Origin of the sequence: Pontibacter actiniarum, from assembly GCF_003585765.1 — a bacterium.
Taxonomy (GTDB): domain Bacteria; phylum Bacteroidota; class Bacteroidia; order Cytophagales; family Hymenobacteraceae; genus Pontibacter; species Pontibacter actiniarum.
On the sequence record NZ_CP021235.1, the window covers coordinates 4,107,020 to 4,130,395 of the forward strand.

The 23,376-nt window shown below is 53.1% G+C and carries 22 protein-coding genes and 1 tRNA gene; 17 read left to right on the forward strand and 6 right to left on the reverse strand.

Translation table 11 applies throughout. From position 1 onward, the window contains the following. The first annotated feature begins 27 nt into the window (after positions 1-27). Positions 28-1,167 (forward strand): acyl-CoA dehydrogenase, encoded by a 1,140-nt coding sequence (locus CA264_RS17690; protein ID WP_025608728.1) that lies wholly within the window; start codon positions 28-30, stop codon positions 1,165-1,167. Between the two features lie 159 nt (positions 1,168-1,326). Next, entirely contained in the window at positions 1,327-2,253 is a 927-nt protein-coding gene (locus tag CA264_RS17695) for an AraC family transcriptional regulator (RefSeq protein ID WP_025608729.1), read from the forward strand. Here the strand turns inward: CA264_RS17695 and CA264_RS17700 are convergent. From CA264_RS17700 to CA264_RS17710, 3 genes are read right to left on the reverse strand one after another with little or no spacing between them, the layout of a single operon-like run. Then, positions 2,236-3,003: a phosphoglycerol geranylgeranyltransferase gene (locus CA264_RS17700; RefSeq protein ID WP_025608730.1), complete on the reverse strand. Its 768-nt coding sequence runs from the start codon at positions 3,001-3,003 to the stop codon at positions 2,236-2,238. The genes CA264_RS17695 and CA264_RS17700 overlap by 18 nt on opposite strands. Then, entirely contained in the window at positions 2,993-3,586 is a 594-nt protein-coding gene (locus tag CA264_RS17705) for a hypothetical protein (protein ID WP_025608731.1), read from the reverse strand. Before CA264_RS17705 ends, CA264_RS17700 begins: the two co-directional genes overlap by 11 nt. Further along, entirely contained in the window at positions 3,583-3,963 is a 381-nt protein-coding gene (locus tag CA264_RS17710) for a phage holin family protein (protein WP_025608732.1), read from the reverse strand. The genes CA264_RS17705 and CA264_RS17710 overlap by 4 nt, the downstream gene beginning before the upstream one ends. A 155-nt stretch (positions 3,964-4,118) precedes the next feature. Between CA264_RS17710 and CA264_RS17715 the strand changes: the two genes are divergently transcribed. Beyond that, positions 4,119-5,234, forward strand: a complete 1,116-nt coding sequence (locus CA264_RS17715; RefSeq protein ID WP_025608733.1) for a tetratricopeptide repeat protein — start codon at positions 4,119-4,121, stop codon at positions 5,232-5,234. A 297-nt stretch (positions 5,235-5,531) separates the two neighbouring features. On the opposite strand, the gene CA264_RS17720 is transcribed toward CA264_RS17715, so the two are convergent. After that, a tRNA-Phe gene (locus tag CA264_RS17720) sits at positions 5,532-5,607 on the reverse strand. 170 nt (positions 5,608-5,777) lie between these two features. Between CA264_RS17720 and CA264_RS17725 the strand changes: the two genes are divergently transcribed. The 8 genes from CA264_RS17725 (at position 5,778) to CA264_RS17760 (ending at position 14,795) form a co-directional block, all read left to right on the forward strand. Further along, complete coding sequence (locus CA264_RS17725; protein WP_025608734.1) at positions 5,778-7,151, forward strand: (Fe-S)-binding protein; 1,374 nt, start codon at positions 5,778-5,780, stop codon at positions 7,149-7,151. Between the two features lie 142 nt (positions 7,152-7,293). Next, a complete protein-coding gene (locus tag CA264_RS17730; RefSeq protein ID WP_036777431.1) occupies positions 7,294-8,076 on the forward strand; it encodes a (Fe-S)-binding protein in 783 nt (260 codons plus the stop codon). A 105-nt stretch (positions 8,077-8,181) separates the two neighbouring features. After that, positions 8,182-8,664, forward strand: coding sequence for a hypothetical protein (locus CA264_RS17735; RefSeq protein WP_025608736.1), 483 nt, complete (start codon positions 8,182-8,184; stop codon positions 8,662-8,664). Between the two features lie 54 nt (positions 8,665-8,718). Next, positions 8,719-10,641, forward strand: a complete 1,923-nt coding sequence (locus CA264_RS17740; RefSeq protein WP_237151138.1) for a CHU_0125 family OmpA-like outer membrane integrity protein — start codon at positions 8,719-8,721, stop codon at positions 10,639-10,641. Between the two features lie 512 nt (positions 10,642-11,153). Then, on the forward strand, positions 11,154-12,323 hold the full coding sequence (locus CA264_RS17745) for an AIR synthase related protein (RefSeq protein WP_036777243.1): 1,170 nt from the start codon (positions 11,154-11,156) through the stop codon (positions 12,321-12,323). A gap of 263 nt (positions 12,324-12,586) precedes the next feature. Then, a complete protein-coding gene (locus tag CA264_RS17750; RefSeq protein ID WP_025608739.1) occupies positions 12,587-13,285 on the forward strand; it encodes an outer membrane beta-barrel protein in 699 nt (232 codons plus the stop codon). A 12-nt stretch (positions 13,286-13,297) separates the two neighbouring features. After that, positions 13,298-13,987 (forward strand): hypothetical protein, encoded by a 690-nt coding sequence (locus tag CA264_RS17755; RefSeq protein ID WP_157593737.1) that lies wholly within the window; start codon positions 13,298-13,300, stop codon positions 13,985-13,987. A 70-nt stretch (positions 13,988-14,057) separates the two neighbouring features. Then, entirely contained in the window at positions 14,058-14,795 is a 738-nt protein-coding gene (locus CA264_RS17760) for a DUF4476 domain-containing protein (protein ID WP_025608741.1), read from the forward strand. Positions 14,796-15,037: 242 nt separating this feature from the next. Here the strand turns inward: CA264_RS17760 and CA264_RS17765 are convergent, their stop codons facing one another. Further along, positions 15,038-15,538 carry a DUF4293 domain-containing protein gene (locus tag CA264_RS17765; RefSeq protein ID WP_025608742.1) on the reverse strand — a complete coding sequence of 167 codons (501 nt, stop codon included), beginning with the start codon at positions 15,536-15,538 and terminating at the stop codon, positions 15,038-15,040. 66 nt (positions 15,539-15,604) lie between these two features. On the opposite strand from CA264_RS17765, the gene CA264_RS17770 reads away from it, so the two are divergent. The 6 genes from CA264_RS17770 to CA264_RS17795 all read left to right on the forward strand — a co-directional run bounded on the left by CA264_RS17770 (position 15,605) and on the right by CA264_RS17795 (position 22,817). After that, the gene (locus tag CA264_RS17770) at positions 15,605-16,804 is read left to right on the forward strand and encodes a thiolase family protein (protein WP_025608743.1); all 1,200 of its coding nucleotides are present in this window, start codon (positions 15,605-15,607) and stop codon (positions 16,802-16,804) included. A 147-nt stretch (positions 16,805-16,951) separates the two neighbouring features. Further along, positions 16,952-17,704 (forward strand): tRNA pseudouridine(38-40) synthase TruA, encoded by a 753-nt coding sequence (gene truA / locus CA264_RS17775; RefSeq protein WP_025608744.1) that lies wholly within the window; start codon positions 16,952-16,954, stop codon positions 17,702-17,704. A gap of 20 nt (positions 17,705-17,724) precedes the next feature. Next, a complete protein-coding gene (locus CA264_RS17780) occupies positions 17,725-19,032 on the forward strand; it encodes a cystathionine gamma-synthase family protein (RefSeq protein ID WP_025608745.1) in 1,308 nt (435 codons plus the stop codon). A 797-nt stretch (positions 19,033-19,829) separates the two neighbouring features. Next, positions 19,830-21,599 carry an ABC transporter ATP-binding protein gene (locus CA264_RS17785; protein WP_025608746.1) on the forward strand — a complete coding sequence of 590 codons (1,770 nt, stop codon included), beginning with the start codon at positions 19,830-19,832 and terminating at the stop codon, positions 21,597-21,599. Continuing rightward, a complete protein-coding gene (locus CA264_RS17790) occupies positions 21,596-22,114 on the forward strand; it encodes a GyrI-like domain-containing protein (RefSeq protein WP_025608747.1) in 519 nt (172 codons plus the stop codon). Before CA264_RS17785 ends, CA264_RS17790 begins: the two co-directional genes overlap by 4 nt. Before the next feature lie 91 nt (positions 22,115-22,205). Continuing rightward, positions 22,206-22,817 (forward strand): TetR/AcrR family transcriptional regulator, encoded by a 612-nt coding sequence (locus tag CA264_RS17795; protein ID WP_025608748.1) that lies wholly within the window; start codon positions 22,206-22,208, stop codon positions 22,815-22,817. Positions 22,818-22,829: 12 nt separating this feature from the next. Here CA264_RS17795 and CA264_RS17800 read toward each other — a convergent pair whose 3' ends face one another. Then, a complete protein-coding gene (locus CA264_RS17800) occupies positions 22,830-23,240 on the reverse strand; it encodes a hypothetical protein (protein ID WP_025608749.1) in 411 nt (136 codons plus the stop codon). Positions 23,241-23,376: the final 136 nt, after the last annotated feature.

Consider the following 23,376-nt stretch of genomic DNA (forward strand, 5'->3'; position numbering starts at 1 on the left):
TAAAATATCATCCTTTAGATAACACATATGGACTTTCAATTAACAGAGGAGCAGCTGGCAGTACAGGCTGCTGCCCGCGAGTTTGCTCAGACAGAATTGTTGCCAGGCGTGATTGAGCGCGACGAGCACCAGAAGTTCCCGGCAGAGCAGGTTAAGAAGATGGGAGAGCTCGGCTTTCTGGGTATGATGGTGGACCCTAAGTACGGCGGCGGCGGCATGGACACCGTTTCTTACGTGCTGGCCATGGAAGAAATCTCCAAAGTGGATGCCTCTGCCTCTGTGGTGATGTCAGTAAACAACTCGCTTGTGTGCTGGGGCCTGGAGCACTTCGGAACAGAAGAGCAAAAGCAGAAGTACCTGACCAAGCTGGCTACCGGCGAGATAATCGGCGCCTTCTGCCTTTCTGAGCCGGAGGCTGGCTCTGACGCCACCTCGCAGCGCACAACTGCCGAAGACAAAGGCGACTACTACCTGCTGAATGGTACAAAAAACTGGATTACGAACGGCAGCACGGCATCCGTGTACCTTGTAATTGCACAGACATACCCTGAGAAAGGCCACCGCGGCATCAACGCCCTGATCGTGGAGCGCGGTATGGAAGGGTTTGAAGTTGGATTAAAAGAAAATAAATTAGGAATTCGCGGCTCTGATACCCACTCTTTAATGTTTACTGACGTAAAAGTACCAAAAGAGAATAGAATCGGGGAAGACGGCTTCGGGTTTAAGTTTGCCATGCAAACATTGGCTGGAGGCCGCATCGGTATCGCGGCACAGGCGCTTGGTATTGCCTCTGGCGCGATGGAGCTGGCTCTGAAGTACTCGAAGGAGCGCAAAGCCTTTGGAGTAGAAATTGCGAAGCACCAGGCTATTCAGTTTAAGCTGGCCGATATGGCCACTAACATTGAAGCTGCCCGCCTGCTGTGCCTGCAGGCCGCCTATGACAAAGACACACATCAGGACTACGGCAAATCTGGAGCAATGGCCAAGCTGTTCGCCTCCAAAGTGGCTATGGAAACAACAGTGGAAGCAGTACAGGTACACGGTGGGTACGGATTCGTGAAAGAGTACCATGTGGAGCGCTTAATGCGTGATGCCAAAATCACACAAATCTATGAAGGAACTTCTGAGATTCAGAAAATAGTAATTTCGAGAGAACTCCTGAAGTAGATAGCGCCTTAAATTGCTGTTTCCATGTGAATTGAGCTATAGATAGTCTTTCTTGAATTAAAATTAAATTTAAAATTTATTTTGAATTTTATAAAGATTAACATTAGCTTTAGGCCAAAATTAAAGGGTTTATAGTAATAAAGTTAGTTGGTAACACACATGGAAGATTACAATAAGATTATTGAATCGCTTGGGGTGCGGTTCATTAAGGCTAAAAATCTGGTGTTGCAACAGCCGTTTACGGTGCGCAACTACTACGATGTTGGTAACAATTTGATCCTGCTCCATAAGGGCAGCATCTTTTTCGGTGACGAGGAGCACATGGTAGAAGAAGGGGAACTTCTATTCATTCCGGGTGGCCGAAGCACAAAGGTTACCTTTGGTCCGTCTGGTGAAGGCAAGTCCATCACGAACGACGACCTGATTACGAACAGAGAGAAGTTCTTTAGAAGCAATAACGATCTGGACCTGATCGGTGACGCGGAAGAGAGCCACAGCTACGTGAGCTTTGAGGCGAAGGTATTCGACTCAGTTAACTTCTTCGCATCGCTGGATCTGCCTGCGTTCCTGATCTCCAACAACACGAAGCTCGCCAACCTGGTGATCAAAGTGGTGGAGGAGAGCATGCAGGAGCTGCCGGGCAAGGAGCGCCTGATCAACCTGTACACAGAGCAGGTTGTGGTGGAGATCGTACGCCACATCCTGAAGAACAGAATGTTTGTGGAGCAGCTGGCAACGAACAGCACCTACTTTAAAGATCCTCGCCTGATTGACCTGTTCAACTACATTAAGGAGAACCTGGGCGGCGACCTGTCTAACAAGGTGCTCTCTAACGTGGCCAACGTGTCCGAGGATTATGTAGGGCAGTACTTTAAAATGCTGACCGGTATTAACCCGCAGGATTACATTGAGTACCAGCGTATGGAGCGTGCCGTGTTCCTGCTGCGCACCACGAAGAAAAGCATCCGCGAGATCGGCAAAGAGGTGGGGTACAAAGATACCGCTTACTTCTGCCGCCGCTTTAAGATGATGTTTGGTATCCCTGCCGGAAAGATGCGCCGCCGCGAATCAGCGACGAACATCTAAGGCAACGTTATACGAAGCAACAAGGGAAGAGACCTCGGCCAAAAAGCCGGGGTTTTTTTCTATGTGGTTGCCTATCACGATCACATCGGCGCCAGCGCCCAGCGTTTCGGCGGCCTTTTCAACGGTGTTGATGCCGCCGCCCACGATCAGGGGGAGCTCCACGGCCTCGCGCACCGCTGCAACCATCTCTGCGGAAACAGGCTTTTGCGCGCCGCTGCCGCCGTCGAGATAGACGTACTGCAGGCCCAGCAGTTCGCCGGCCATGGCCGTGCAGGCGGCAATAGTGGGCTTGTTATAGGGAATAGGGGTGGTGCCGCTCATGTAGGAGGCGGTTGTCTGGAGGCCGGTGTCGACCAGCATGTAGCCGGTAGGGTACACGGCAAGCCCGCTGGCCTTCAGGGCCGGAGCCGAGATAACGTGCTGCCCGATCAGGAAATCGGGGTTGCGGCCCGAGATGAGCGAGAGCAGCAGAATGCCGTCTGCCTGGCTGTCTATGTGCTGGCTGTTGCTCGGGAAAAGTATAACCGGGGACTGGCTGTGCTCCTTTAGGAGCCGGATAATGCCTGCCTGGTTTTGGGTGGTGATCAGGCTGCCGCCAACGAAAAAGAAATCGACCGGGTGTTGTTCGCTAAGGGCGATGATGTTCAGGCAGGATGCCTCCGTCAGGTTGTCGGGGTCGAGCAGTACTGCGAAGTGCTTCCTGCCTGTTATATGCTGTTGTGATTTCGGGCGGTCTTGGTTAAATGGCATCCTTCTCCGGAACGATATACTCAGTTGTCTCTACCTCAGTAACCTCTACTACAGGCTCAGCTGCAATATCGTTATTTTCGGAGACACTGTGTAAGTATTCCTCGAGCTTTTTGGTGGCGTACATCATTACCAGGGCCATAACCTGCTGCTGCAGCGCTTTGCCCATTTCGGATTTCATAAAGCCTTTAGACTTTTTTTTTGTGCCCCTGCTGTGGTCGGCGTGGTGCATGCGCTCCGAGGAAATGGTGTAGCCGTCCTCCTGCTCGTGCACGTAGGAGTCGTAGTCGATAAGCGGGGTGGAGGTGTGCACCGGGTCAAGGGCGGTAACCGTGGTGGCTTTATGCCCTTTGTGTTTCTTCTTGGCCTTTGCCTCCTTCACCTTCTTTTTGCCGCCCGTAAACATGCGCTTCACCAGCCAGCCGGCCAGCAGCACGCCGCCCGCTACGGCAACTTTCTTCCCGATTTCCTGCCCCTGCGATTTGATTTGGTCCACATCGCCCATCAGCGCCCTTTTGTACTCGTCTTTCTGGCGTTCCAAAAAGTCGCGCTCGTTATCAAACAGTGGGTTGTTTAATTCGCTCATACGTGTTTCTCTCGTTTGTCAGATTTATAGATGGTGTTGTCAAATGCTTTGTCAGCCACGTTGTTAAATACTTTTTTATCCAGCCCTACCACAAGCACAACCAGAATTATAGCGTAAAACAAAGCTACAATGCCAAAGCCCCAGAAGCTGCTGTCGAGTAGCTCGTTTAGCAGCAAACCGATAAAAAGGTTCAGGAAGAGGAAGAACATTAAGCCGACCACACCCAGTAGCACGGCGTGGATGGTGCTTACAAAAACTGCTTTCAGCTTCTCCTGTATCTCCAGCCGTATGATATCTATGCGGGTATCAATGTACCCCATGAGGTTCTCTATTAGGTTTGGGTTTTGCTCGCGTGTTCCGTTGTCTTGAATAGCCATATGTTTTTAGCTTTTTTTATGCTTTTTCTGTATACGAGGTTAGGGTTAAAAATTTACGCAAAGTATAACTGATTAGAACTGTAGTACGAAATTTGAGGTTTATTGTCCGGATTTAGTTAAATTTAAGACTGATCTTTCTTGAGATTGACACCTGTTTGAACAAAAATTACTACAACGTTTTAGGCATTAGCCAGACGGCCTCGGCGCAGGAAGTGAAGGCGGCGTACAAGCGGCTCGCGATCAAGTACCACCCGGACAAAAACCCGGGCAACGTGCTTGCCGAGGAGCTCTTCAAGGTGGTTAACGCCGCCTACCAGACGCTGTCTAACCCGAGTAAGCGCGCCCTCTACGACATGCGCCTGCAGTACCAGCGCGAACAGCACCACCGTGCCGTTATGCAGCACCAGCCGCGGCGCTACGAGGAGCGCCACTACCGCACCCGGCAGCCAGCCGGGGTGTCGGAGCGGCATTATAAAACGCGCCAGCCCAACAATAACCGCTTCTCCCGCAAAGACTGGTACATTACCCTGGCCTTTGTGGGAGGGATTCTGTTTTTCAGCCTGCTGCTGAAAACCGTTATGGACCACATCACCGGTGAAGATAAGTATAAAACAGCGCTGACGTATATAGCAGACGGTAAATATAGCAGCGCGCATCGCCTACTGACCGATGCCATCCAGTTTATGCCCGACAAGGCGGCGGCCTACGAGGCGCGCGCCATGATTGAGCTGGATGTGTACGAAAACTATAACTCGGCGTTACGGGACCTGAACAAGGCCATAGCCCTGCAGGAGCGGCCATCGGCGCAGGTGTACTACATGCGCGGGTGCAGCTATAAGCAGCTGGCGCACTACCAGCAGGCGGAGCAGGACCTGACGCGGGCACTGAAGCTCAACAAGAATTTCTGGCAGGCGCACCTGAAGCGGGGAGAAGTGCGCCTGTTCTACCTCAAGGATTACAAATCGGCTATAAAAGACTTTACCACCTTTTTGAACCATGGCAGTGCCAGTGCGGAGCAGGTGGAGGCGCTGACGTTCCGTGGCTTTGGGTACTACAAGCAGGGGCAGTGGGCGCGGTCGGAGCAGGACTATCGTTCCGCGTTGGCCCTGGCCAAGGGCGACGAAGACAGCAGCGGCCGCCTGTACTACCTGCTGGGCCGCACTGCGCTGGGGCAACAGCAGCCTGACTCGGCCTGCGCGCACTTCTACCGGGCCTACCAGCAGGGGTATACCGCAGCCGTACTGGAGCTGCGTGACAGGTGCCAGCCCTAACGAGGTGCTGTGCCAGTGCTGCGTAAAGGTGCCGGCTCCGGCCTCTGGCATGCCTCGCGTTAGATAGAGCGCGCCGTGCACATAACAAACAGCGCCCCTGTTGTTTGCGCGCGAACAGCTGGCCCCAAGCACGGGGTTGCTAAGTATGAATAAGTATAAAGGTAAGCTTCAGGGATGTGTGGGCCGGGCTGCCGTGGGCAACTGTCGGTGTGGAAACAAAGTATAAAAGTGCCTGTTAAAGAAGATGGGAGAGGGTAGAAACAAAAAACCCTCACTGGTTAAAGTGAGGGTTTAAGCTGGTGGTGATGATTGGAATCGAACCAACGACACAAGGATTTTCAGTCCTTTGCTCTACCAACTGAGCTACATCACCAGCTCTTGTTGTGCCCCTTGTTTCGAAAGGGTATGCAAAAGTAGCAACTAACTTTTAAGTAGCAAACAATCGGCGCAAAAATTTTTTAAAAAATGTGTTGGTGTACATCTTTCTCATTATTCTACTATCTTTATCTACTAATTAGTATGTATAACGAATAAATTGCCGTGATAATAGGACTAGAGAACATCATCTTTCTGATTGTGGCCGCCATTGGGATTGGCCTCTTTGTGTGGCAGATCCGCAAAATCCGTAAGAACGTGCTGATGGGCCGGGATTTGGAGCTGGCTGACAACACATCTGAGCGTATCAACAAAACACTGCTGGTGGCCTTTGGGCAGCAGAAAATGTTTAAACGCATGCTGCCCGCCGTGCTGCACCTGTTTGTGTATGTAGGCTTCCTGGTAATTAATATCGAAGTGCTGGAGATCCTTATAGACGGTATCTTCGGGACGCACCGTATCCTGGGCTTCGCCGGTATCCTGTACAGTGGCCTGATGGCCATAAACGAGATCCTGGCCGCGCTGGTGATTGTCGCCTGTGCGATATTCCTGTGGCGCCGAAACGTAACGCACGTGCCGCGCCTTTGGAACGGGGTGGAGATGCGCGCCTGGCCAAAGCTGGACGCGAACCTGATCCTGATCACGGAGATCGTGCTGATGCTGGCGCTGTTTGCCTTTAACATATCCGACCTGAAGCTGGCGCAGCTGCGGGGTGCGCACATTGCCGGAGCCTTCCCGATCAGCTCGCTGTTTGTGAACGCCCTGGGCAGCGACCCGGAGACGCTGCATGTAATTGGCCGCGTGGGCTGGTGGTTCCACATACTGGGCATCCTGGCCTTTATGAACTACCTGCCAAGCTCCAAGCACTTCCACATCATCATGGCCTTCCCGAACGTGTACTACTCCAAGCTGCTGCCGAAGGGTAAGTTTACCACCAACCCGGCCATCACGCACGAGATCAAGGCCATGCTGGACCCTAGCTACCAGCCGCCAGCCCCTGAGGTAGACGCGGAAGGAAACCCGGTGATACAGCGCTTTGGCGCCAAAGATGTGGAAGACCTGACCTGGAAGCAGCTGATGGACTCCTACACCTGTACGGAGTGCGGCCGCTGTACATCGGTTTGCCCGGCCAACATGACAGGAAAGCTGCTCTCGCCGCGTAAGATCGTGATGGATACCCGCGACAGGATGGAAGAGAAAGGCGAGCACCCGGCTATCTTTGCGCCGAACCACTACAAGGAGATGGGCGTGGAGCGCGTGGAGGTGACCGAAGAGAAAACATTGCTGCGCGGCTACATCACGCCGGAAGAGCTCTGGGCCTGCACCAGCTGTAACGCCTGCGTAGAGGCCTGCCCGGTAAATATCGACCAGCTGTCTACCATCATGGACCTGCGTCGCTTCCTGGTGCTGGAAGAGTCTGCTGCGCCGGCATCGCTGAACGCCATGTTCACCAACATCGAGAACAACGGTGCGCCGTGGGCCTTCTCGCCGGCCGACCGCTTTAACTGGGCCGATGAACTGTATGTACCTTCAAAAAATTAGACGAAAGAGTTTTTAGACAGAGGACAAAAGACTTTAAGGTGCTAGGGGTGTAAATTTCAATCCTTTGTCTTTGGTCAAGTAGCCCTTTGTCCTTTTAAAATATCAGATGGAAGAGAATAAGAGATTAGTAAAAGTGCCCACCATGGCTGAAATGGCAGCTAATGGTGAAGAACCGGAAGTGTTGTTTTGGGTAGGCTGTGCCGGCTCCTTCGATGACCGCTACAAGAGAGTAACCCGCGCGTTTGTGCAGATACTGGAGCATGTGGGGGTAAAGTATGCCGTGCTGGGTACGGAAGAAAGCTGCACCGGCGACCCTGCCAAGCGTGCCGGTAATGAGTTCCTGTTCCAGATGCAGGCGCTTACCAACATTGAGGTGCTGAACGGCTACAACATCAAGACGATTGTTACGGCCTGCCCGCACTGCTTTAACACGATCAAGAACGAGTACCCAGACCTGGGCGGTAACTACGAGGTGATCCACCACTCCACCTTCCTGCAGCAGCTTATAAACGAGGGCAAGGTGCACGTAAAAGGCGGAGAGGCCTTCAAAGGGCAGCGGATCACGTACCACGACTCCTGCTACCTGGGCCGCGCCAACGATATTTACGAGGCGCCGCGCGATGTGCTGGCCGCTCTGGATGCGGACCTGGTGGAGATGAAAAGGGTAAGGGCAAACGGACTTTGCTGCGGTGCCGGTGGTGCCCAGATGTTTAAAGAGCCGGAGCCGGGCAACAAGGACATCAACATCGAAAGAACGGAAGAGGCCCTGGCTACCCTGGGTGCCGGCAACGGTGTAATCGCCACTGCCTGCCCTTTCTGTATGGTGATGATGAACGACGGCGTGAAGAACAAGGAGCAGGAAGAAAGCGTAAAAGTTTTTGATATTGCCGAACTCATCGCCCAGGCCGAAGGCCTGAGCAAATAGTAGCTGCTTGTGGGTTGCCGGCGGTAAAAGGCCTTGTCCTGTCTCTAGGGGCAGCGGTTTGCCGCAGGCAATCAACAACTAATATTTATCTATTCAACCATTACCATGTATATTCCGTTTAGCGAATTGCCGCCACAGGCGCGCCTCTGGATTTACCAGGCAAGCCGCGCACTCACAGAGGCGGAACAGGCTGAAATAAAACCGCTTCTGGAGCGTTTTGCTACTGAGTGGAGCAGCCACGGCAAAGGCCTGCAGGCCTCGGCGGAGCTGCTGCACGACCAGTTTTTAGTGCTGGCCAACAACGAGGATGAAACCGCCGCCAGCGGATGCTCCATTGATAAGTCCGTCGGGTTTGTGCGGGAGCTGGAGCAGCGCTTTAACGTCTCGTTCTTCGACCGAACACAGCTGGCCTTCCTGAGAGACGGGGAGGTGAGCCTGGTGGGGATGCAGGAGCTGAAGGGCAAAGTGGCAGCCGGCGAAATTGATAAGGATACACTATACTTCGATACTTTAGTGAATAACTACGGAGAACTGCAGCAGGCATGGCCACGGCCGGCCGGCAACAGCTGGCTCTCCCGATATTTCTAATCAGGCTGAAACCTAACATACTTGTTCATGCTCCCAACGCTACAACTCAAGCCTTTGGCTAAACAACTGAAACAGACAGGGGTACTTTTGCTGTTGCTGCTGATGCTTGGCGCCTGCGGTGCCGGTAAGTACCTGAGCAAAGGCGACAAGCGTTTCGGGCAGGAGGAGTATGAGCGGGCTATTGAGTACTACAAGCAGGCCCTGGGCAATGCCGACAACCCGGGGGAGGTAAACTATAAGATCGCAGAGGCCTACCGGCTGTCTAACCGCATCTCGGAGGCGGAGCCGTACTATAAGGCGGCGCTGGACGCCAACTACCGCAAAGAGGACGCCTACTACTACTATGCGCTGGCCCTGAAGGCCAACGGCAAGTATGAGGAGGCGCTGCGCTGGATGCAGGACTACGTGCGCGTGGGCACAAGCCCGCAGCTCAAGTCGATGGCGGCGCGTGAGCTGGAGAACCTGCAGCAGCTGGATGAGATCCTGACCAAGGGGCAGCGCTACGAGGTGCAGAACCTGGAGGCGCTGAATACCGATGCCTCCGAATTTGCCCCCTACGTGCTGAACAACGAGCTGGTGTTCTCCTCTACACGCGGCCCTGGGAAAGAGTACCTGGGCAACGGAGAGGGCTTCCTGGATATCTTCTCGACCACCCTGACGGACTCTGCCGCAGAAATGGGCGGAGCAGTGCACAAGTACGATGGCGTGAGTGTGGAGGACCTGCATGATGCCTTGCCTACCTTTACCAACGACGGCGGCACCATGGTGTTTGCCCGTGGCAACGAAGGCACGAAGAAGGGCCGCCAAAACGTAGACCTGTTTATCTCGCAGCGGCGCGCCAGCGGGTGGTCAGAGCCAAAGTTGCTCAGCATCAACGACCGCGAAGCGTGGGACTCTTCCCCCGCCTTTTCGCCGGACGGCCGCACTTTATACTTCTCCTCCAGCCGCAGGGGTGGCCTGGGCGGTACGGACATCTACAAATCAACGCTGGACGATAACGGCCGCTTCTCGCAGCCGGAGAACCTCGGGCCAAGCATTAACACAGCCGGTAACGAGAGCTTTGTGTCGGTGGGGCCTGACGGAACGCTTTACATTGCCTCCGACGGCCTGCCAGGGCTTGGGAACCTCGACCTCTTCCGCATCGAAAACGGCAAACCCGTTAACATGGGCCAGCCGGTAAACTCGCCGGGTGATGACTTCGGTATCTATTTCGTGAACGGGCAGTACGGCTTCTTCTCCTCTAACCGAGAGGGGGGTAAAGGCGGCGACGACCTGTACCGCTTCGCCAAGAGCGCCCGCAAGCAGGTTAACTTCTTTGTGGACGGTACGCTGTACCAACTGCGGGAGGGAGCGCGCCAGCGCACCGCAGTACCGAACCACACGGTAGCGCTGCAGAACGAGGCCGGCAAGCAGTTGCGGACTACTACAACGGATGCCAACGGGCAGTTCTCTTTCCCGCTGGACTCTGCTTCTACCTATTTTCTGGTTGCCGAAAAGCCCGGGTTCTTTACAGCCCGACAGCGCGTGAGCACGGTTGGTAAAATGCCGGCGCAAACGGCGCTCGCCGATGAGGTGAACGAGGTACGCCTGAACGCTACGCTCGTGCTCAACGAGATTGTGAAGGAGAAGGCCATTGTGCTGGAAAACATCTTCTACGACTTTGATAAGGCCAACATTCGCCCGGATGCGGCGCAGGAGCTGGATAAGCTGGTGCAGATTTTAAAGGATAACCCGGGAATCTCCATAGAGCTGAGTTCCCATACCGATGCCCGCGGCTCCGAGGCTTACAACCAGGACCTGTCGCAGCGCCGTGCCGAGTCCGCCGTGGAATACATCATCTCGCAGGGGATCGACCGCTCCCGCATTACGGCCCGTGGCTATGGCGAGAGCCGGCCTGTGGTGCGAAACGCTAAAACAGAAGAAGAGCACCAGCGAAACCGCCGTACAGAATTTAAAGTGGTGCGTATACAGGAGTAATCAGTGTAGCGCCACAACAGAAAGAGCCGCATAAGTATAAAGCTTATGCGGCTCTTTCTGTTGCGGGTTATAGGGCGGAGGGTAATGCGCGGTAGGCTGCCCTGCCGCTGCGCAGGAAGGGCTTTTTAGCAGTCCGGGCAGAGGCAGGCAGCCGGGAGCAGTTATTTGCCGAAGGTGTATTTCCACCCTATCCCAACGTTGTTCCTGCTGGAGTAGCCGCGGTGTTGGGAAATACCGGTGCTGAGGCCAGTCATGGCGTGGCGGCAATGCTCTTTTATCGTTATACTTCTGTACAAAGACTCCGTTAACCCTGGAAGTGCTGCAAGCCAGCGAGTAAGAGCGGTGCGGGCGCAGTGCTGTGGAAGCACCCGGAGGAAACGCCCGGCTTAAACAGACAGGTAACAAGCCAGTTGGCAGGCGCTGCTTCCGTAATTTTATGAAGCAATAAAAAGGCCGCTGCTGTCGCTAATGCCATTCCCTTTGTTAAATTTGTAGGCAAATGATCCGGAACTATGGAAAATAGATATTTGCGCCGCGGTGTATCCGCCTCCAAGGAAGATGTGCACAACGCCATCAAGAACATTGACAAAGGACTATTCCCGAAAGCTTTCTGCAAGATTATCCCAGACATCCTGACCGGGGACGAAAACTATTGCGCCATTATGCACGCCGACGGGGCCGGGACAAAGTCCTCGCTGGCCTACATGTACTGGAAAGAAACCGGCGACCTGAGCGTGTGGAAAGGCATTGCCCAGGATGCCGTTGTGATGAACACCGACGACCTGCTGTGTGTCGGCGCCACAGATAACATTCTGCTTTCCTCCACCATCGGCCGTAACAAGAACCTGATTCCGGGTGAGGTGATCGCAGCCATCATCAACGGCACCGAGGAAGTGCTGCAGATGCTCCGCGACAACGGCGTGGGGATTTACAGCACCGGTGGGGAGACCGCCGACGTGGGCGACCTGGTGCGCACCATCATTGTGGATAGCACTGTCACAGCGCGCATGCGCCGTGATGAGGTAATCTCCAACGATAACATCCAGCCAGGCGACGTGATTGTCGGCTTTGCCTCCTACGGGCAGGCAAAGTATGAGGACGAGTACAACGGCGGCATGGGCAGCAACGGCCTTACCTCTGCCCGCCACGATGTTTTCCATAAGTACCTGGCCGCCTCTTACCCGGAGAGCTATGACCACGAACTGCCAGCAGACCTGGTATACTCCGGCAACAAGCGCCTGACGGATATAGACAAGGAAACGGGCATGGAGATAGGTAAACTGGTGCTGTCGCCAACCCGCACCTATGCGCCTATTGTAATGGAGATACTGAAGGCGCACCGCCAGCACATACACGGCATGGTGCATTGCAGCGGCGGAGCCCAAACCAAGGTGCTGCACTTTACCGATAAGGTGCACATCGTAAAGGATAACCTGTTCCCGGTGCCGCCACTGTTCCGCATTATACAGGAGCAGAGCCACACCGACTGGAAAGAAATGTACAAGGTCTTTAACATGGGCCACCGCCTGGAAATCTACCTGCCAGAGGAGCACGCCCAGGACCTGATTGATATTTCGCAGAGCTTTGGTGTAGACGCACAAATCATTGGCCGGGTGGAGAAGAGCAAAGGCAACGAGCTCACCATCAAGAGCAAGTACGGTGAGTTTCACTATGAGGGATAAGCCGCATATACTTTCGCTTGAAGAAGCCACAGGTGAGCACCTGTGGCTTCTTCTTTTTTCTAGGGACCGATGTTACAGCGTGCAGATGAAATACCGCTAAGAAAATAGCTTTTACGGCAGTAGCGCTACTTCTTGAAGTAAGGGAGGAGTGAGAATTGGTTAAAACTGATAGGGTAAAAGCAGTGGGAACTACCTTGTTTTATACTTTAAGATAGATATATTTGAAATTGACAAACATTTATGCTCCCGTTACCACACCTCTCATGAAAACATTCTTATTGTCTCTTCTTTTGTCTTTTGCCACTCTTGCTGCAGTTGCGCAGGTAAGACCTGGCTCAGCCTTGATGCAGCGCCCCGCAACGCCCGACTCAACTAGAAGCAAGTTTTATATAGGTGTTGAGTTGAGCTCAGTCTCTTATGTTGTGGCTGATCACTATAAAAAAGTAGGCGGGACGTTCACTCCTTTGGCGCATGTGCATGTTGGCTATAGGTTGAGCGAAAGAGCAAGCCTTCAAGTCGGGCTTGCTTACGGTGCAACGGATGATAATTTCGAGTCTATCTACTATAAGGCAGCTGATAGCACCATTTACAGGAGCACCAGGCTGAGTAACCGTGGGCTAGCAATACCGCTCACGTTGCAGTTGACACCATTTAACCCTGGCAGGCGGCTGAACTTCTATGCCACGGCTTCCCTCGTTCCTATAATAGGTGAGGTGCGTGATCAGCGCTCCGAAACACTTGACGGGAAAACAGACATTAAGTACAGCGCCTATGATTCGGGCATTTACACTATTGCAACCGCTGGAGTTGTGCTAAACTACAAGATAAGCAGGCGTTTTGATGTTTATGGCAAGGCAAACCTGCTTTACAAGGAGTTGAAGCGGGAAAGCGAGTATGCTAAGCAAGCTAGATCAGTGGCTGTTGGCCTAAACTACAACCTCAACCTGAATCGAAACAAATAAAAGCACCCTCTCATGAAAGCAAACCTTCTCACCCTTTTGCTGCTGCTTTCCTCGTTTGCCGCTGTGGCACAAGTGTACACTCCTGATTCCGCTACCGTGATACCTTCTTCTCGCGTCTTTATTGGAGTTACTGCCACTACCATGGGCTATAACCTCCAATATAAAGGAGAGCCTAGGGGTGGAGATATCTACACTTACGGAGTGCTGAACGTCGGCTATTGGCTAAATAAAAGAGCGAGAGTTCAGGTCGGGATTACGTATGGTGGCGCTAAGTTTAACAATGAAACAACGCTTGTAGAGGCAGAAGACAGGCTGGTGCACTATGAAGAAATATCTAATACTAAAGGAGTGGCTGCACCTCTTGTGCTAGATTATGTGCTGCTGTATCCTTTCAGGAGGCTGCAACTGTACGGCACAGCAATGTTTACACCTATTTTCAGCGTAACGAATCACAAAACCTTAGAGCGGAGGGAAGACATTACTACCGTGACCTCTAAATCTAAAGCGTCTGGCATAAACGCATACATAACTGCTGGCTTCGGACTTTGTATTCCAATTAGCACAAAGCTTGATCTTTATGGCAATTACTACTTTCTCAGCCGCAGCTTTAACAGGCGTTTACGAAGAAAGGATGAATATCCTTACCCAGGCTCACTAGCACTAGGCCTGGACTATAACTTTACCCTGAAACGAAAGAAGTAAATCAGCAGCTAAAACCACTCTGGCACAATAATTGGCTCATCGTAAGTATAAGCAAAAACCTATACTTGCGATGAAAAGATATCTACTACCGCTCCTGCTTGTGCTGCTTGCGCTGCCGGTGTTTGCGCAAGCCTCTGTACTTACCTTCACCGCCGAGCGTGGCGAGTTCTTCCAGGTAGAGGTAGATGGGCAAATCGTTAACCGGACCGCCTCTAACTATGTGCGCCTAAATACGGTGCGCCCGGGCAAGCACTATGTAGAGCTGCGGGTAAGAAGCCGCCATGGGATGTATAAAATGGGGCAGAAGATATTTGTGCCTGATAGGGTGGAGGCCAATTATGGCGTCCGGACGGTTGGGCGTAGCGGCAAAGCCTATCTTGCCCTGGTTAGCGAGGTGCCGCTGGCCCCGCCGGTAATTGTGCCGCGCTACCCGGAGCACCGCCACGATGCCTATTGTGGCCACGACTATTACGAACCGGCCCCGCCACGATACAACGATGAATACGGTCGCTGCCGTAACCTGCTGACGGGCCGTGAGCTGGACCGCCTGCTCGAAACGATCCGTAGCCGCGACTTCGAGAGCACCAGGCTAAGCATTGCCCGCGATGCCATCCGCAACAGCAGCCTTATGGCCGAAGACCTCAAGCGTCTGCTGCAGCAGTTTGAGTATGAAAGCTCCCGCATTGAGTTTGCCAAGTACGCCTATGACTACCTCTGCGACCGGGAGCATTTCTACTACATCTACGACCTTTTCCGCTTTGATGTCAGTGTGCGGGAACTGGAGGAATACACTTCCCGAAGAAGATAATTTTTTAAAGTTTATTTAGCTGCCACAGAAGCGGTGCGGGTGCTGCCTGCACCGCTCTTTTTTTGCTGTACTGTAGGCCACGAGGCAAAGCCCCCTTCAACATGAAGTGCTGCAGCAGTGTGCTCCAACAACTCTTATCCGTTTCTGAAAATGCAAAAGCCGCTTTAGAGCCAGGTCTAAAGCGGCTTTTGGGTGAGGAGTGCCTTTAGAATAGTTGCTCCCTCAAATTCAGTGGTTCAAAGTTATCTCAGCCTGTCTACAGACCTTACCAGGTCCTCGTCGCGCTTGATAAAGCGGTTGGCCAGCGCATTGAGCAACAAGGCCAGCACCGGCATAAAGAAGCCCGCTTCGTAGGAGCCGTTATCTACCCCGGTTACCAGCTCGGCTCCCACGTAAATGGCGTAGTAGAAGGAGGTGCCCAGCAGTGCGGCCAGCACCAGCGTGTTCAGCAGGCCCAGCTTCATCTGGTTCAGGCGGCTCTTGTACTGGAAAATCTCGTAAAGGGCAACAACGGCGGCGGCGATAGCCAGCATGCCAATGGCAATGGTGCCGCGTTGCGGAATGTTTCCGGCGGTGGTTGGCTCTCCCTCGGCATTCAGAATAACTGACTTAAGGTTCCAGGCAGTCAGCACCACCGTTTCGCCAGTGGTGGCGTCGGTTTTAGACCAGAGCGGCAGAAACAGCATGGCTACCATGGCCAGCACCAGCAGGAACAGAAATACGGATTGAATTCTTTGTATCATAGAGTGGTTAATTTAACTTGCAATAAGACGCAAAATTAGACAAAGACCTGTAAAACTAAAATTAAGATGCATACTGCTTATATAGTTGATATACTTAGAACACCAGTCGGCAAATTTGGGGGCACGCTCAGCAGTGTCCGCCCGGATGACATGGCCGCGCTGGTGCTGCGCGAAATCGTTACCCGCAATCCAAACCTGGACCCCGCATTGATAGAAGATGTGGTGATGGGAGCGGCAAACCAGGCAGGTGAAGATAACCGCAACGTAGCCCGTATGGCGCTTTTGCTGGCAGGCTTGCCACAGGAGATAGGCGGTGTTACGGTGAACAGGCTTTGTGCGTCAGGGCTGCAGTCTATCATGGATGCGTCTCGGGCTATAACCTGTGGTGACGGTGAGGTATACCTGGCCGGTGGCGTGGAAAGTATGACCCGTGCTCCCTTTGTGATGGGCAAGTCAGAAACAGCCTATGGCCGTACAGCAGAGATTTACGATACCACCATCGGCTGGCGCTTTATCAACGATAAGCTGTCTAAACTGCATTACCCTTTTGCGATGGGTGAGACGGCGGAGAACGTGGCAGAGCGTTACGGCATTTCACGTGAAACTCAGGACGAGTTTGCACATAGCTCGCAGGTAAAGTATAAAGAGGCGGCGGAGCAAGGCAAGTTCAGGGACGAGATTATTCCGGTGGCGATACCACAGCGCAGAGGCGATGACATTATTTTTGACACTGATGAGCATCCGCGACTTTCAACAGTAGAGAAACTAAACTCGCTTAGCCCAGCTTTCAAAAAAGGTGGCTCTGTTACGGCAGGAAATTCATCAGGTATAAACGATGGTGCTGCGGTGTCTATCATCGTGAGCGAAGAGGTGCTGAAGCGCTATAACCTGACGCCGATGGCGCGTGTGGTTTCTGCTGCCGTAGCAGGTGTAGACCCGGCCCACATGGGCATCGGCCCTGTGCCAGCCACACAAAAAGCTCTGAAGCGTGCCGGCCTAAGTATAAACGACATTGCCCTGATAGAATTAAATGAAGCGTTCGCATCACAGGCGGTAGCGTGTATGCGTGAGCTGGAGTTAGACCCAGCCAAAGTAAACGTAAACGGCGGTTCTATTGCCATTGGGCACCCGCTAGGGGCAAGTGGTACCCGCATCTCTGCTACTTTGCTGCACGAAATGAAGCGCCAAGCCAGCGCAAAGTATGGCTTAGCCACGATGTGTGTGGGAGTAGGCCAAGGCGCAGCCATAATCTACGAGAAAGTATAGGCTTCACATCACAGCGTGCGCAGTTCCTGCGAACGGCTGAGGCAAGTATAAAAAGCGGCTGTCCCTCACCGGGGCAGCCGCTTTCATTTTATCACCGCGGGAGCTGATTATCCTGTGTCTTTTATCCCAAAATCATACCTTTGCTTTATGCGGTATTTTTTAGAGATAGCTTACGACGGAACCAGATTTCATGGATGGCAGGTGCAGCCCAATGCCCTCACGGTGCAGGAGGTGCTGGAAGATTGTTTAAGTAAGGTACTGCGCGAGAAGATCAACACCACAGGCAGCGGCCGAACAGATACGGGTGTGCATGCCAGCGAGCAGTTTGTGCACTTCGATTCAGAGCAGCAGCTGGATCCGCAGCAGGTAGTGTATCGCCTCAACCGTATTCTTCCGGATGATATCTCTGTAAGAAATTTATACTTGGTACCCAACGAGGCGCATGCCCGCTTTGATGCCTTTGCCCGCACCTATCATTATCACATTGCGCTGCATAAAAATCCATTTAAACGCTACTATGCCTGGTACCACAGTCGCGCCTTGGATGTAGAAAAGATGAATGAGGCGGCAGCTATACTACTTAAGTACGAGGATTTTACTACCTTCAGCAAAGTAAAAGGCGATACCAAGCATTACCGCTGCGAAATGTATGAGGCTGTATGGCGGCAGGAAGGGGAGGAGCTGGTATTCACTATCCGGGCAAACAGGTTTCTGAGAGGTATGGTGCGGCTGATTGTGGGTACGCTGGTGGATGTTGGAAAAGGAAAGCTGACGGTGCAGGAGTTTGAGCAGGTGGTGGCAAGCCAAAATAGAAGTAAATCGAGCGGAGCGGCTCCTTCAGAGGGTTTATACCTGGCGAGGGTCGAGTATCCGCCTCATATTATAGCGCGATCAACCTAACCTAAAAACTAATCATACTTATGCAACTAGAAGAGGACCACCTGGGGCCGCACTTAAATGGTAAACACCTGCGGCCAGAAAGCTTAATGATGAGCTACGGGTACAACCCTGAATGGTCAGAGATGGCTGTGAAAGCTCCTATCTATCAAACCTCCACCTTTGTTTTTAAAAACGCGGAAGAAGGCAAGGCCTTTTTCGAACTGGCATACGGCCTGCGCGAAAAGAACGCTGAAGAGCAACTAGGGCTAATTTACAGCCGCCTCAACAATCCCGATCTGGAGATACTGGAGAACCGCCTCCGCTTCTGGGACGGGGCCGAAGACGCGGCCGTTTTTGCCAGCGGTATGGCCGCCATCAGCACCACACTTCTTGCCCTCCTCAAACCCGGCGACGTTATCCTGCACAGCGAGCCTATCTATGGCGGCTCTGATTACTACATCAAAAATATCCTTCCTAAGTTCGGTATTCAAAGTATAGGCTTTCAGGCATGTGCCACCACCGAAGAAGTAGCACAGTTGTTAGAAGAATCTGGTGTAGCAGATAAACTGGCGATGGTATACCTCGAAACGCCGGCTAACCCAACCAACCACCTGGTGGATATTGAGGGGTGTGTAGCGCTGGCCAGAAAACACTCCACCGAAGAAAAGAAAGTAGTAGTTGCCGTAGATAATACCTTTCTGGGGCCAGTGTTCTCTCACCCGCTCAAGCATGGGGCAGACCTGGTGCTATACTCAGCTACGAAGTATATCGGCGGTCACTCCGACCTGATTGCTGGTGCCTGTGCCGGTTCCGCTGCCTTGATGAAAGCGGTAAAAGGAATGCGCACCTTCGCAGGCTCCATGGCTAGCCCCTGGACCGGCTGGATGCTGATGCGAAGCCTTGAGACCCTGAAAATACGCATGGAAGCGCAGGCAAGAGGTGCAGAAACTGTAGCTGCCTACCTGAAACAACACCCGAAAGTGGAGAAGATCTACTACCTCGGCGACCTGCAGGACAACCCACGGCAACAGGCTATTTATAACAAGCAATGCACCGCTGCAGGCTCCATGATCTCCTTCGACCTGAAAGGCGGTGAGAAAGACGCCTTCATGTTCCTGAACAGCCTGAAGCTGATAAAGCTGGCAGTAAGTTTGGGCGGCACCGAATCACTGGCCGAGCACCCTGCCTCCATGACGCACTCTGATATCTGCCTCGCCGACCGAGCCAAAATGGGCATCGGGGAAGGTATGGTACGCATCTCAGTAGGCGTAGAGCACCCAGAAGATATCATCTCTGATATTGAGCAAGCGCTGGCTAAAGTAGCGGTAGCCGCAGCAGCTGAAGCTTAACGTATAAGTATGAAAGTATAGAAAGGCTGGGGCTACGTATAGCTCCAGCCTTTTTTGTTTTGGCAAATACAACGAAACTTGGTCTGTTCTCTTTGCCTTATACCCCAAGAAGGTGCTGTGGCTGTGATATAAGCGCTTTGGCTAGAGCTAATCAAGTGAACCCACCCCTGCCCCTCCCGAGAGGGAAATTAGTATAAGCTCCGTTAACAGTGGCTAACTGATTTATTCTCAGCCCTTGGGTTGAGCGCCTTGTGCATGTTGCGGTGCCCGTAAGGGCAGCCCGCAACGGAGCGAGGGCAGCTTCAGGCACACAGCGCGATGCCCAAGGACGAGGCCTCGCGGCCGTGAGCGCTCCAAAGTATAAAGTGGAACAGTAGGTATTTGAGAGCTGGAGGATGAGCAGTGGCTAGAAAGGATAGCTTGGTTGGAGATGCAAAGAACTAAGGCAATGGAAGTATAAGCAGGGGCAGTCTAAGGCACAAGCGGACGCTTGCGCCAGAGAAGCTGTTTCAAGCATCAGCTGCAAGTATGGCTTTTCAAGCCAGCTGAGTCACAGACTCAACATCATAGTTAGACACAAGTCTAAAGACTTGCGCCATGAAAGTCCATGAAGGCGAAAGGGGAACTAATAGCGGAAAGGTACCCACTATTCAAAAGTATCATCCCTGTTCATTCTCAAATCCTGAAAATCCTGATCCAAAACCATTAACTTTACAATCGGTTAAACATAGACGCACGTAAAGAAGAAACTGTGCAAAGCTGCGTTCATATTTTGCCCATTTAAGCTGAAACACCCTTTGGAAGATAAACCTAAAAATAGCGGTAAAGTATTCGACTCTGACGTGTTAAAGCGACTGTTCACGTTCGTGAGACCTTACGTCAAGACGTTTTACTTCATCATATTCCTGACTTTCGCCTCGGCCATACTGGCGGCCCTGCGCCCGTTCCTGATTCAGTACACGGTAGACCACGAGATTCTGAACAGCGACTGGGAGGGCCTGAACCGCATGTTTGTGATCCTGGGCGTGTTGCTGGTGGTGCATGCCATTGTGCAGTACCTGCACACGTACTTTGCGGGTTGGCTGGGGCAGCACGTGGTGCGCGATATCCGCATTAAGCTCTACCGCCACATCCTGGACCTGCGCCTCAAATTCTTTGACAGAACACCGATAGGTACCCTGGTTACCCGAAACGTGTCGGACGTGGAGACGCTGTCGGATGTGTTTAGCGAGGGCCTGGCGGCCATGATCGGCGATATCCTGCAGCTGGTGTTCATCCTGGGCTTCATGTTCTACATCGATTGGGAACTGGCCCTGGTGAGTCTTTCCACGTTCCCGCTCATGATCATCAGTACCTATATTTTTAAGGAGAAGATCAAAAATACTTTCCAGGAGGTGCGTACGGCGGTGGCGCGGCTAAACTCTTTCGTGCAGGAGCATATTACGGGCATGAGCATCGTGCAGATCTTCAACAACGAGAAGCGCGAGATGGAGAAGTTTCAGGAGATCAACAAGGAGCACACCCGCGCCAACGTCCGGTCTGTGCTCTACTACTCGGTGTACTTCCCAATTGCAGAGATCATCGGGGCGGCCGGTCTGGGCCTGCTGGTGTGGTACGGGGCCTACGGTGTAATAGAGGACGACACAACGCTGGGTACGCTGATGGCCTTTATCATGTACATCCAGATGTTCTTCCGCCCCATCCGCCAGATTGCCGACCGCTTTAACACCCTGCAGCTGGGTGTGGTGAGCACGGAGCGCCTCATGCGCCTGCTCGACAGCAAAGAAATGATTCCGGACAACGGCAGCTATGCCCCCGAAAAGATAAAGGGCAGCGTGCGCTTCGAGAACGTGTGGTTTGCCTACAAAGACGAGGACTGGGTGCTGCGCGATATTTCCTTTGATGTGAAAGCTGGCCAGTCTGTCGCGTTTGTGGGGGCAACGGGTGCCGGTAAAACCTCTGTTATCAACCTGCTCAACCGCTTCTACGAAATCAACAAAGGGCACATTATCATTGATGGGCACGACCTGCAGGAGTATGACCTGAGCGTGCTGCGCCACCACATCGGCGTGGTGCTGCAGGATGTGTTCCTTTTCTCCGGAAGCATAGCCGACAACATCACGCTAGGCAACAAAGCCATCACGGAGGAGCAGATCTGGCACGCCGCCGACCTGGTGGGGGCACGCAGGTTTATAGAGCGACTGCCGGGCGGGCTGCACTACCAGGTGATGGAGCGCGGGGCGACCTTGTCAGTAGGCCAGCGCCAGCTCATCTCGTTTGTGCGGGCCATGGTGTACAACCCGGAGATCATCATCCTGGACGAGGCCACCTCCAGCGTGGACTCCGAAACCGAAGAGCTGATACAGTATGCGATAGACCAGCTGATGCACGGCCGTACCTCCATTGTAATCGCGCACCGCCTCAGCACCATCCAGAAAGCCGATAAGATTATCGTGCTGGACCGCGGGGAGCTGAAGGAGATGGGCAACCACGAAGAGCTGCTGCGCCACAATGGCTACTATGCCCAGCTGTACCAGATGCAGTACAAGAACATGATCGACTTATGAAAAAACTACTCTACGTAATGGCAGGCTTCGCCATTCTCCTGTTGGTGTTTTATACCTATATCGGCGGCTTCACAGCGCCGGATGTAACCCTTACCACCTCCAAGCCCATGTATGTGGCCGGGCAGCCCTTCGAAGGCTCTGTAGAGGATGAGGCCATGGGCAACCTGTTTCAGCGGGCCTCGCAGGTGCTGGAGCAGGGAGAGCTGGAGGGCATGCTGGGCAACATCTACTACAACGACCCGGACAAGAGCGGCGACAGCATCCGCGCCTTTATCGGCGTGGTTATCCCTGACTCTACGGCTAGCCTGCCGCCGGGCTACACGCTGCGCACCGTGCCCGGCGGGCGCCAGGTAGTGCACGCCGAGGTCAACGCCAGTGTGGCCATGTCGCCACGGAAGCTGTATGCGGCCGTTTTTGACTATGCCAAGGAGGAGAAGCTGAAGCTGGAGGAGTTTTACGTAGAGTGGTTCCCGGAGGAAGACCAGGGCGTGCTGGAGGTGCCTGTAAAGCAGTAGGCCATACTTGGAAGTATAGATTAATACTATATCTTTGGGAGAAGGGAAGGCTGCCACGGCCACTGATCCCGGCAACCATAGCTACCGTATTTTGAGCAAGAAAGCAGAGGCCAAGAAGGAGCTGATCCTGGAGGCAGCAAAGAACGTATTCGGCAGGTTAGGCTACAGCAAGGCCACCCTCGACGACATTGCGGCGGCCATTGGCATGAAGAAGCCCTCGCTGTACTACTACTACAAAAGCAAGGAACTGCTCTACATCGAGGCTTTCTCGCAGGAGTGGAAAGACCGCCTGTCGCACATCAAGAAGCTGGCAGAGCATGAGCCCAACCCGCACAAGCGCCTGCTGCTCTACATTCAGTCCTCGCTTCGCTATTACCAGGAAATCGTGTCGGAGCACACCATCTCCATCAAAGTACTGATCGAGACGCGCGCCATGTTCCAGGAGCTCTTCCGGACGTCCAGGGGCAAGGAGGCGAACTACTACGCCGCCGTTATCAAAGAGGGGATCGCCAAAGAGGTTTTCATTTCCTGCGAGGCCGACCGTGTGGGCTACTCAATGATGGTGGTGAAGGACCTGATCCAGTTTGAGGAGTTCCAGCGCGCCGATTTCCACCAGCTCCCTTCCATCGACTTTGAGAAGATTGAGCGCGATGTGCTGTACACCATCAACCTCATCCTGAACGGCATTGCGGCCAAGCCATAAAAAAAGCGACACTTACTGTGTCGCCTTGTACTCATCTAGCTTTGCCTTCAGGGCCTCTACATCCGGCTTGTGCCCTTTGGCCACCTCCGCCGCATCCAGCTCAATCAGCATGTCCTGCATCTGCCTCAGATAGGCGGCCTTGTCTTTCTTCAGGCAGCCCTTCTGGTGATCGTGGCAGTTGCCGTCCTCGTCCATCGCTTTGAACATGCTGCCCTCGCCGTATATAAGCCACTGCGGGTTCAGGTCTTTAAAGTTCTTGATAATCGTCACCAACTCATCCAGTACGATGTTACGGCCATGGATAATGTGGTCAAGGGTTTCCTCGTCGCTGCCGGTCATGGAGAGAAGGTCTTCCATTTCCAGTTCTTTCAGGTTGGTGTAAAACCTGAATCGTTTACCTATTTGTTGCAAGTCGATGGCCATACGCAAAGAGTTTTAGTGAGTTTTAAGTGATAGTAAATTTGCTGTACGTAAGCATAACAGAATCTGCACTAAAAAAATCCCTCAACCCGCGGTTGGCATGCGTAAGCAGCCTTAGAAATGGCCAACGGCACGTAAA

What these genes read in the sequence shown, in the direction of transcription:
- CA264_RS17765 (WP_025608742.1), bottom strand. Translation starts at nt 15,538, where the DNA reads ATGATACAAAGAATTCAATCCGTATTTCTGTTCCTGCTGGTGCTGGCC.
- CA264_RS17750 (WP_025608739.1), top strand. Translation starts at nt 12,587, where the DNA reads ATGAAAACATTCTTATTGTCTCTTCTTTTGTCTTTTGCCACTCTTGCT.
- CA264_RS17700 (WP_025608730.1), bottom strand. Translation starts at nt 3,003, where the DNA reads ATGCCATTTAACCAAGACCGCCCGAAATCACAACAGCATATAACAGGC.
- CA264_RS17690 (WP_025608728.1), top strand. Translation starts at nt 28, where the DNA reads ATGGACTTTCAATTAACAGAGGAGCAGCTGGCAGTACAGGCTGCTGCC.
- CA264_RS17780 (WP_025608745.1), top strand. Translation starts at nt 17,725, where the DNA reads ATGCAACTAGAAGAGGACCACCTGGGGCCGCACTTAAATGGTAAACAC.
- CA264_RS17735 (WP_025608736.1), top strand. Translation starts at nt 8,182, where the DNA reads ATGTATATTCCGTTTAGCGAATTGCCGCCACAGGCGCGCCTCTGGATT.
- truA (WP_025608744.1), top strand. Translation starts at nt 16,952, where the DNA reads ATGCGGTATTTTTTAGAGATAGCTTACGACGGAACCAGATTTCATGGA.
- CA264_RS17760 (WP_025608741.1), top strand. Translation starts at nt 14,058, where the DNA reads ATGAAAAGATATCTACTACCGCTCCTGCTTGTGCTGCTTGCGCTGCCG.
- CA264_RS17710 (WP_025608732.1), bottom strand. Translation starts at nt 3,963, where the DNA reads ATGGCTATTCAAGACAACGGAACACGCGAGCAAAACCCAAACCTAATA.
- CA264_RS17695 (WP_025608729.1), top strand. Translation starts at nt 1,327, where the DNA reads ATGGAAGATTACAATAAGATTATTGAATCGCTTGGGGTGCGGTTCATT.
- CA264_RS17770 (WP_025608743.1), top strand. Translation starts at nt 15,605, where the DNA reads ATGCATACTGCTTATATAGTTGATATACTTAGAACACCAGTCGGCAAA.
- CA264_RS17800 (WP_025608749.1), bottom strand. Translation starts at nt 23,240, where the DNA reads ATGGCCATCGACTTGCAACAAATAGGTAAACGATTCAGGTTTTACACC.
- CA264_RS17745 (WP_036777243.1), top strand. Translation starts at nt 11,154, where the DNA reads ATGGAAAATAGATATTTGCGCCGCGGTGTATCCGCCTCCAAGGAAGAT.
- CA264_RS17705 (WP_025608731.1), bottom strand. Translation starts at nt 3,586, where the DNA reads ATGAGCGAATTAAACAACCCACTGTTTGATAACGAGCGCGACTTTTTG.
- CA264_RS17730 (WP_036777431.1), top strand. Translation starts at nt 7,294, where the DNA reads ATGGCTGAAATGGCAGCTAATGGTGAAGAACCGGAAGTGTTGTTTTGG.
- CA264_RS17755 (WP_157593737.1), top strand. Translation starts at nt 13,298, where the DNA reads ATGAAAGCAAACCTTCTCACCCTTTTGCTGCTGCTTTCCTCGTTTGCC.
- CA264_RS17790 (WP_025608747.1), top strand. Translation starts at nt 21,596, where the DNA reads ATGAAAAAACTACTCTACGTAATGGCAGGCTTCGCCATTCTCCTGTTG.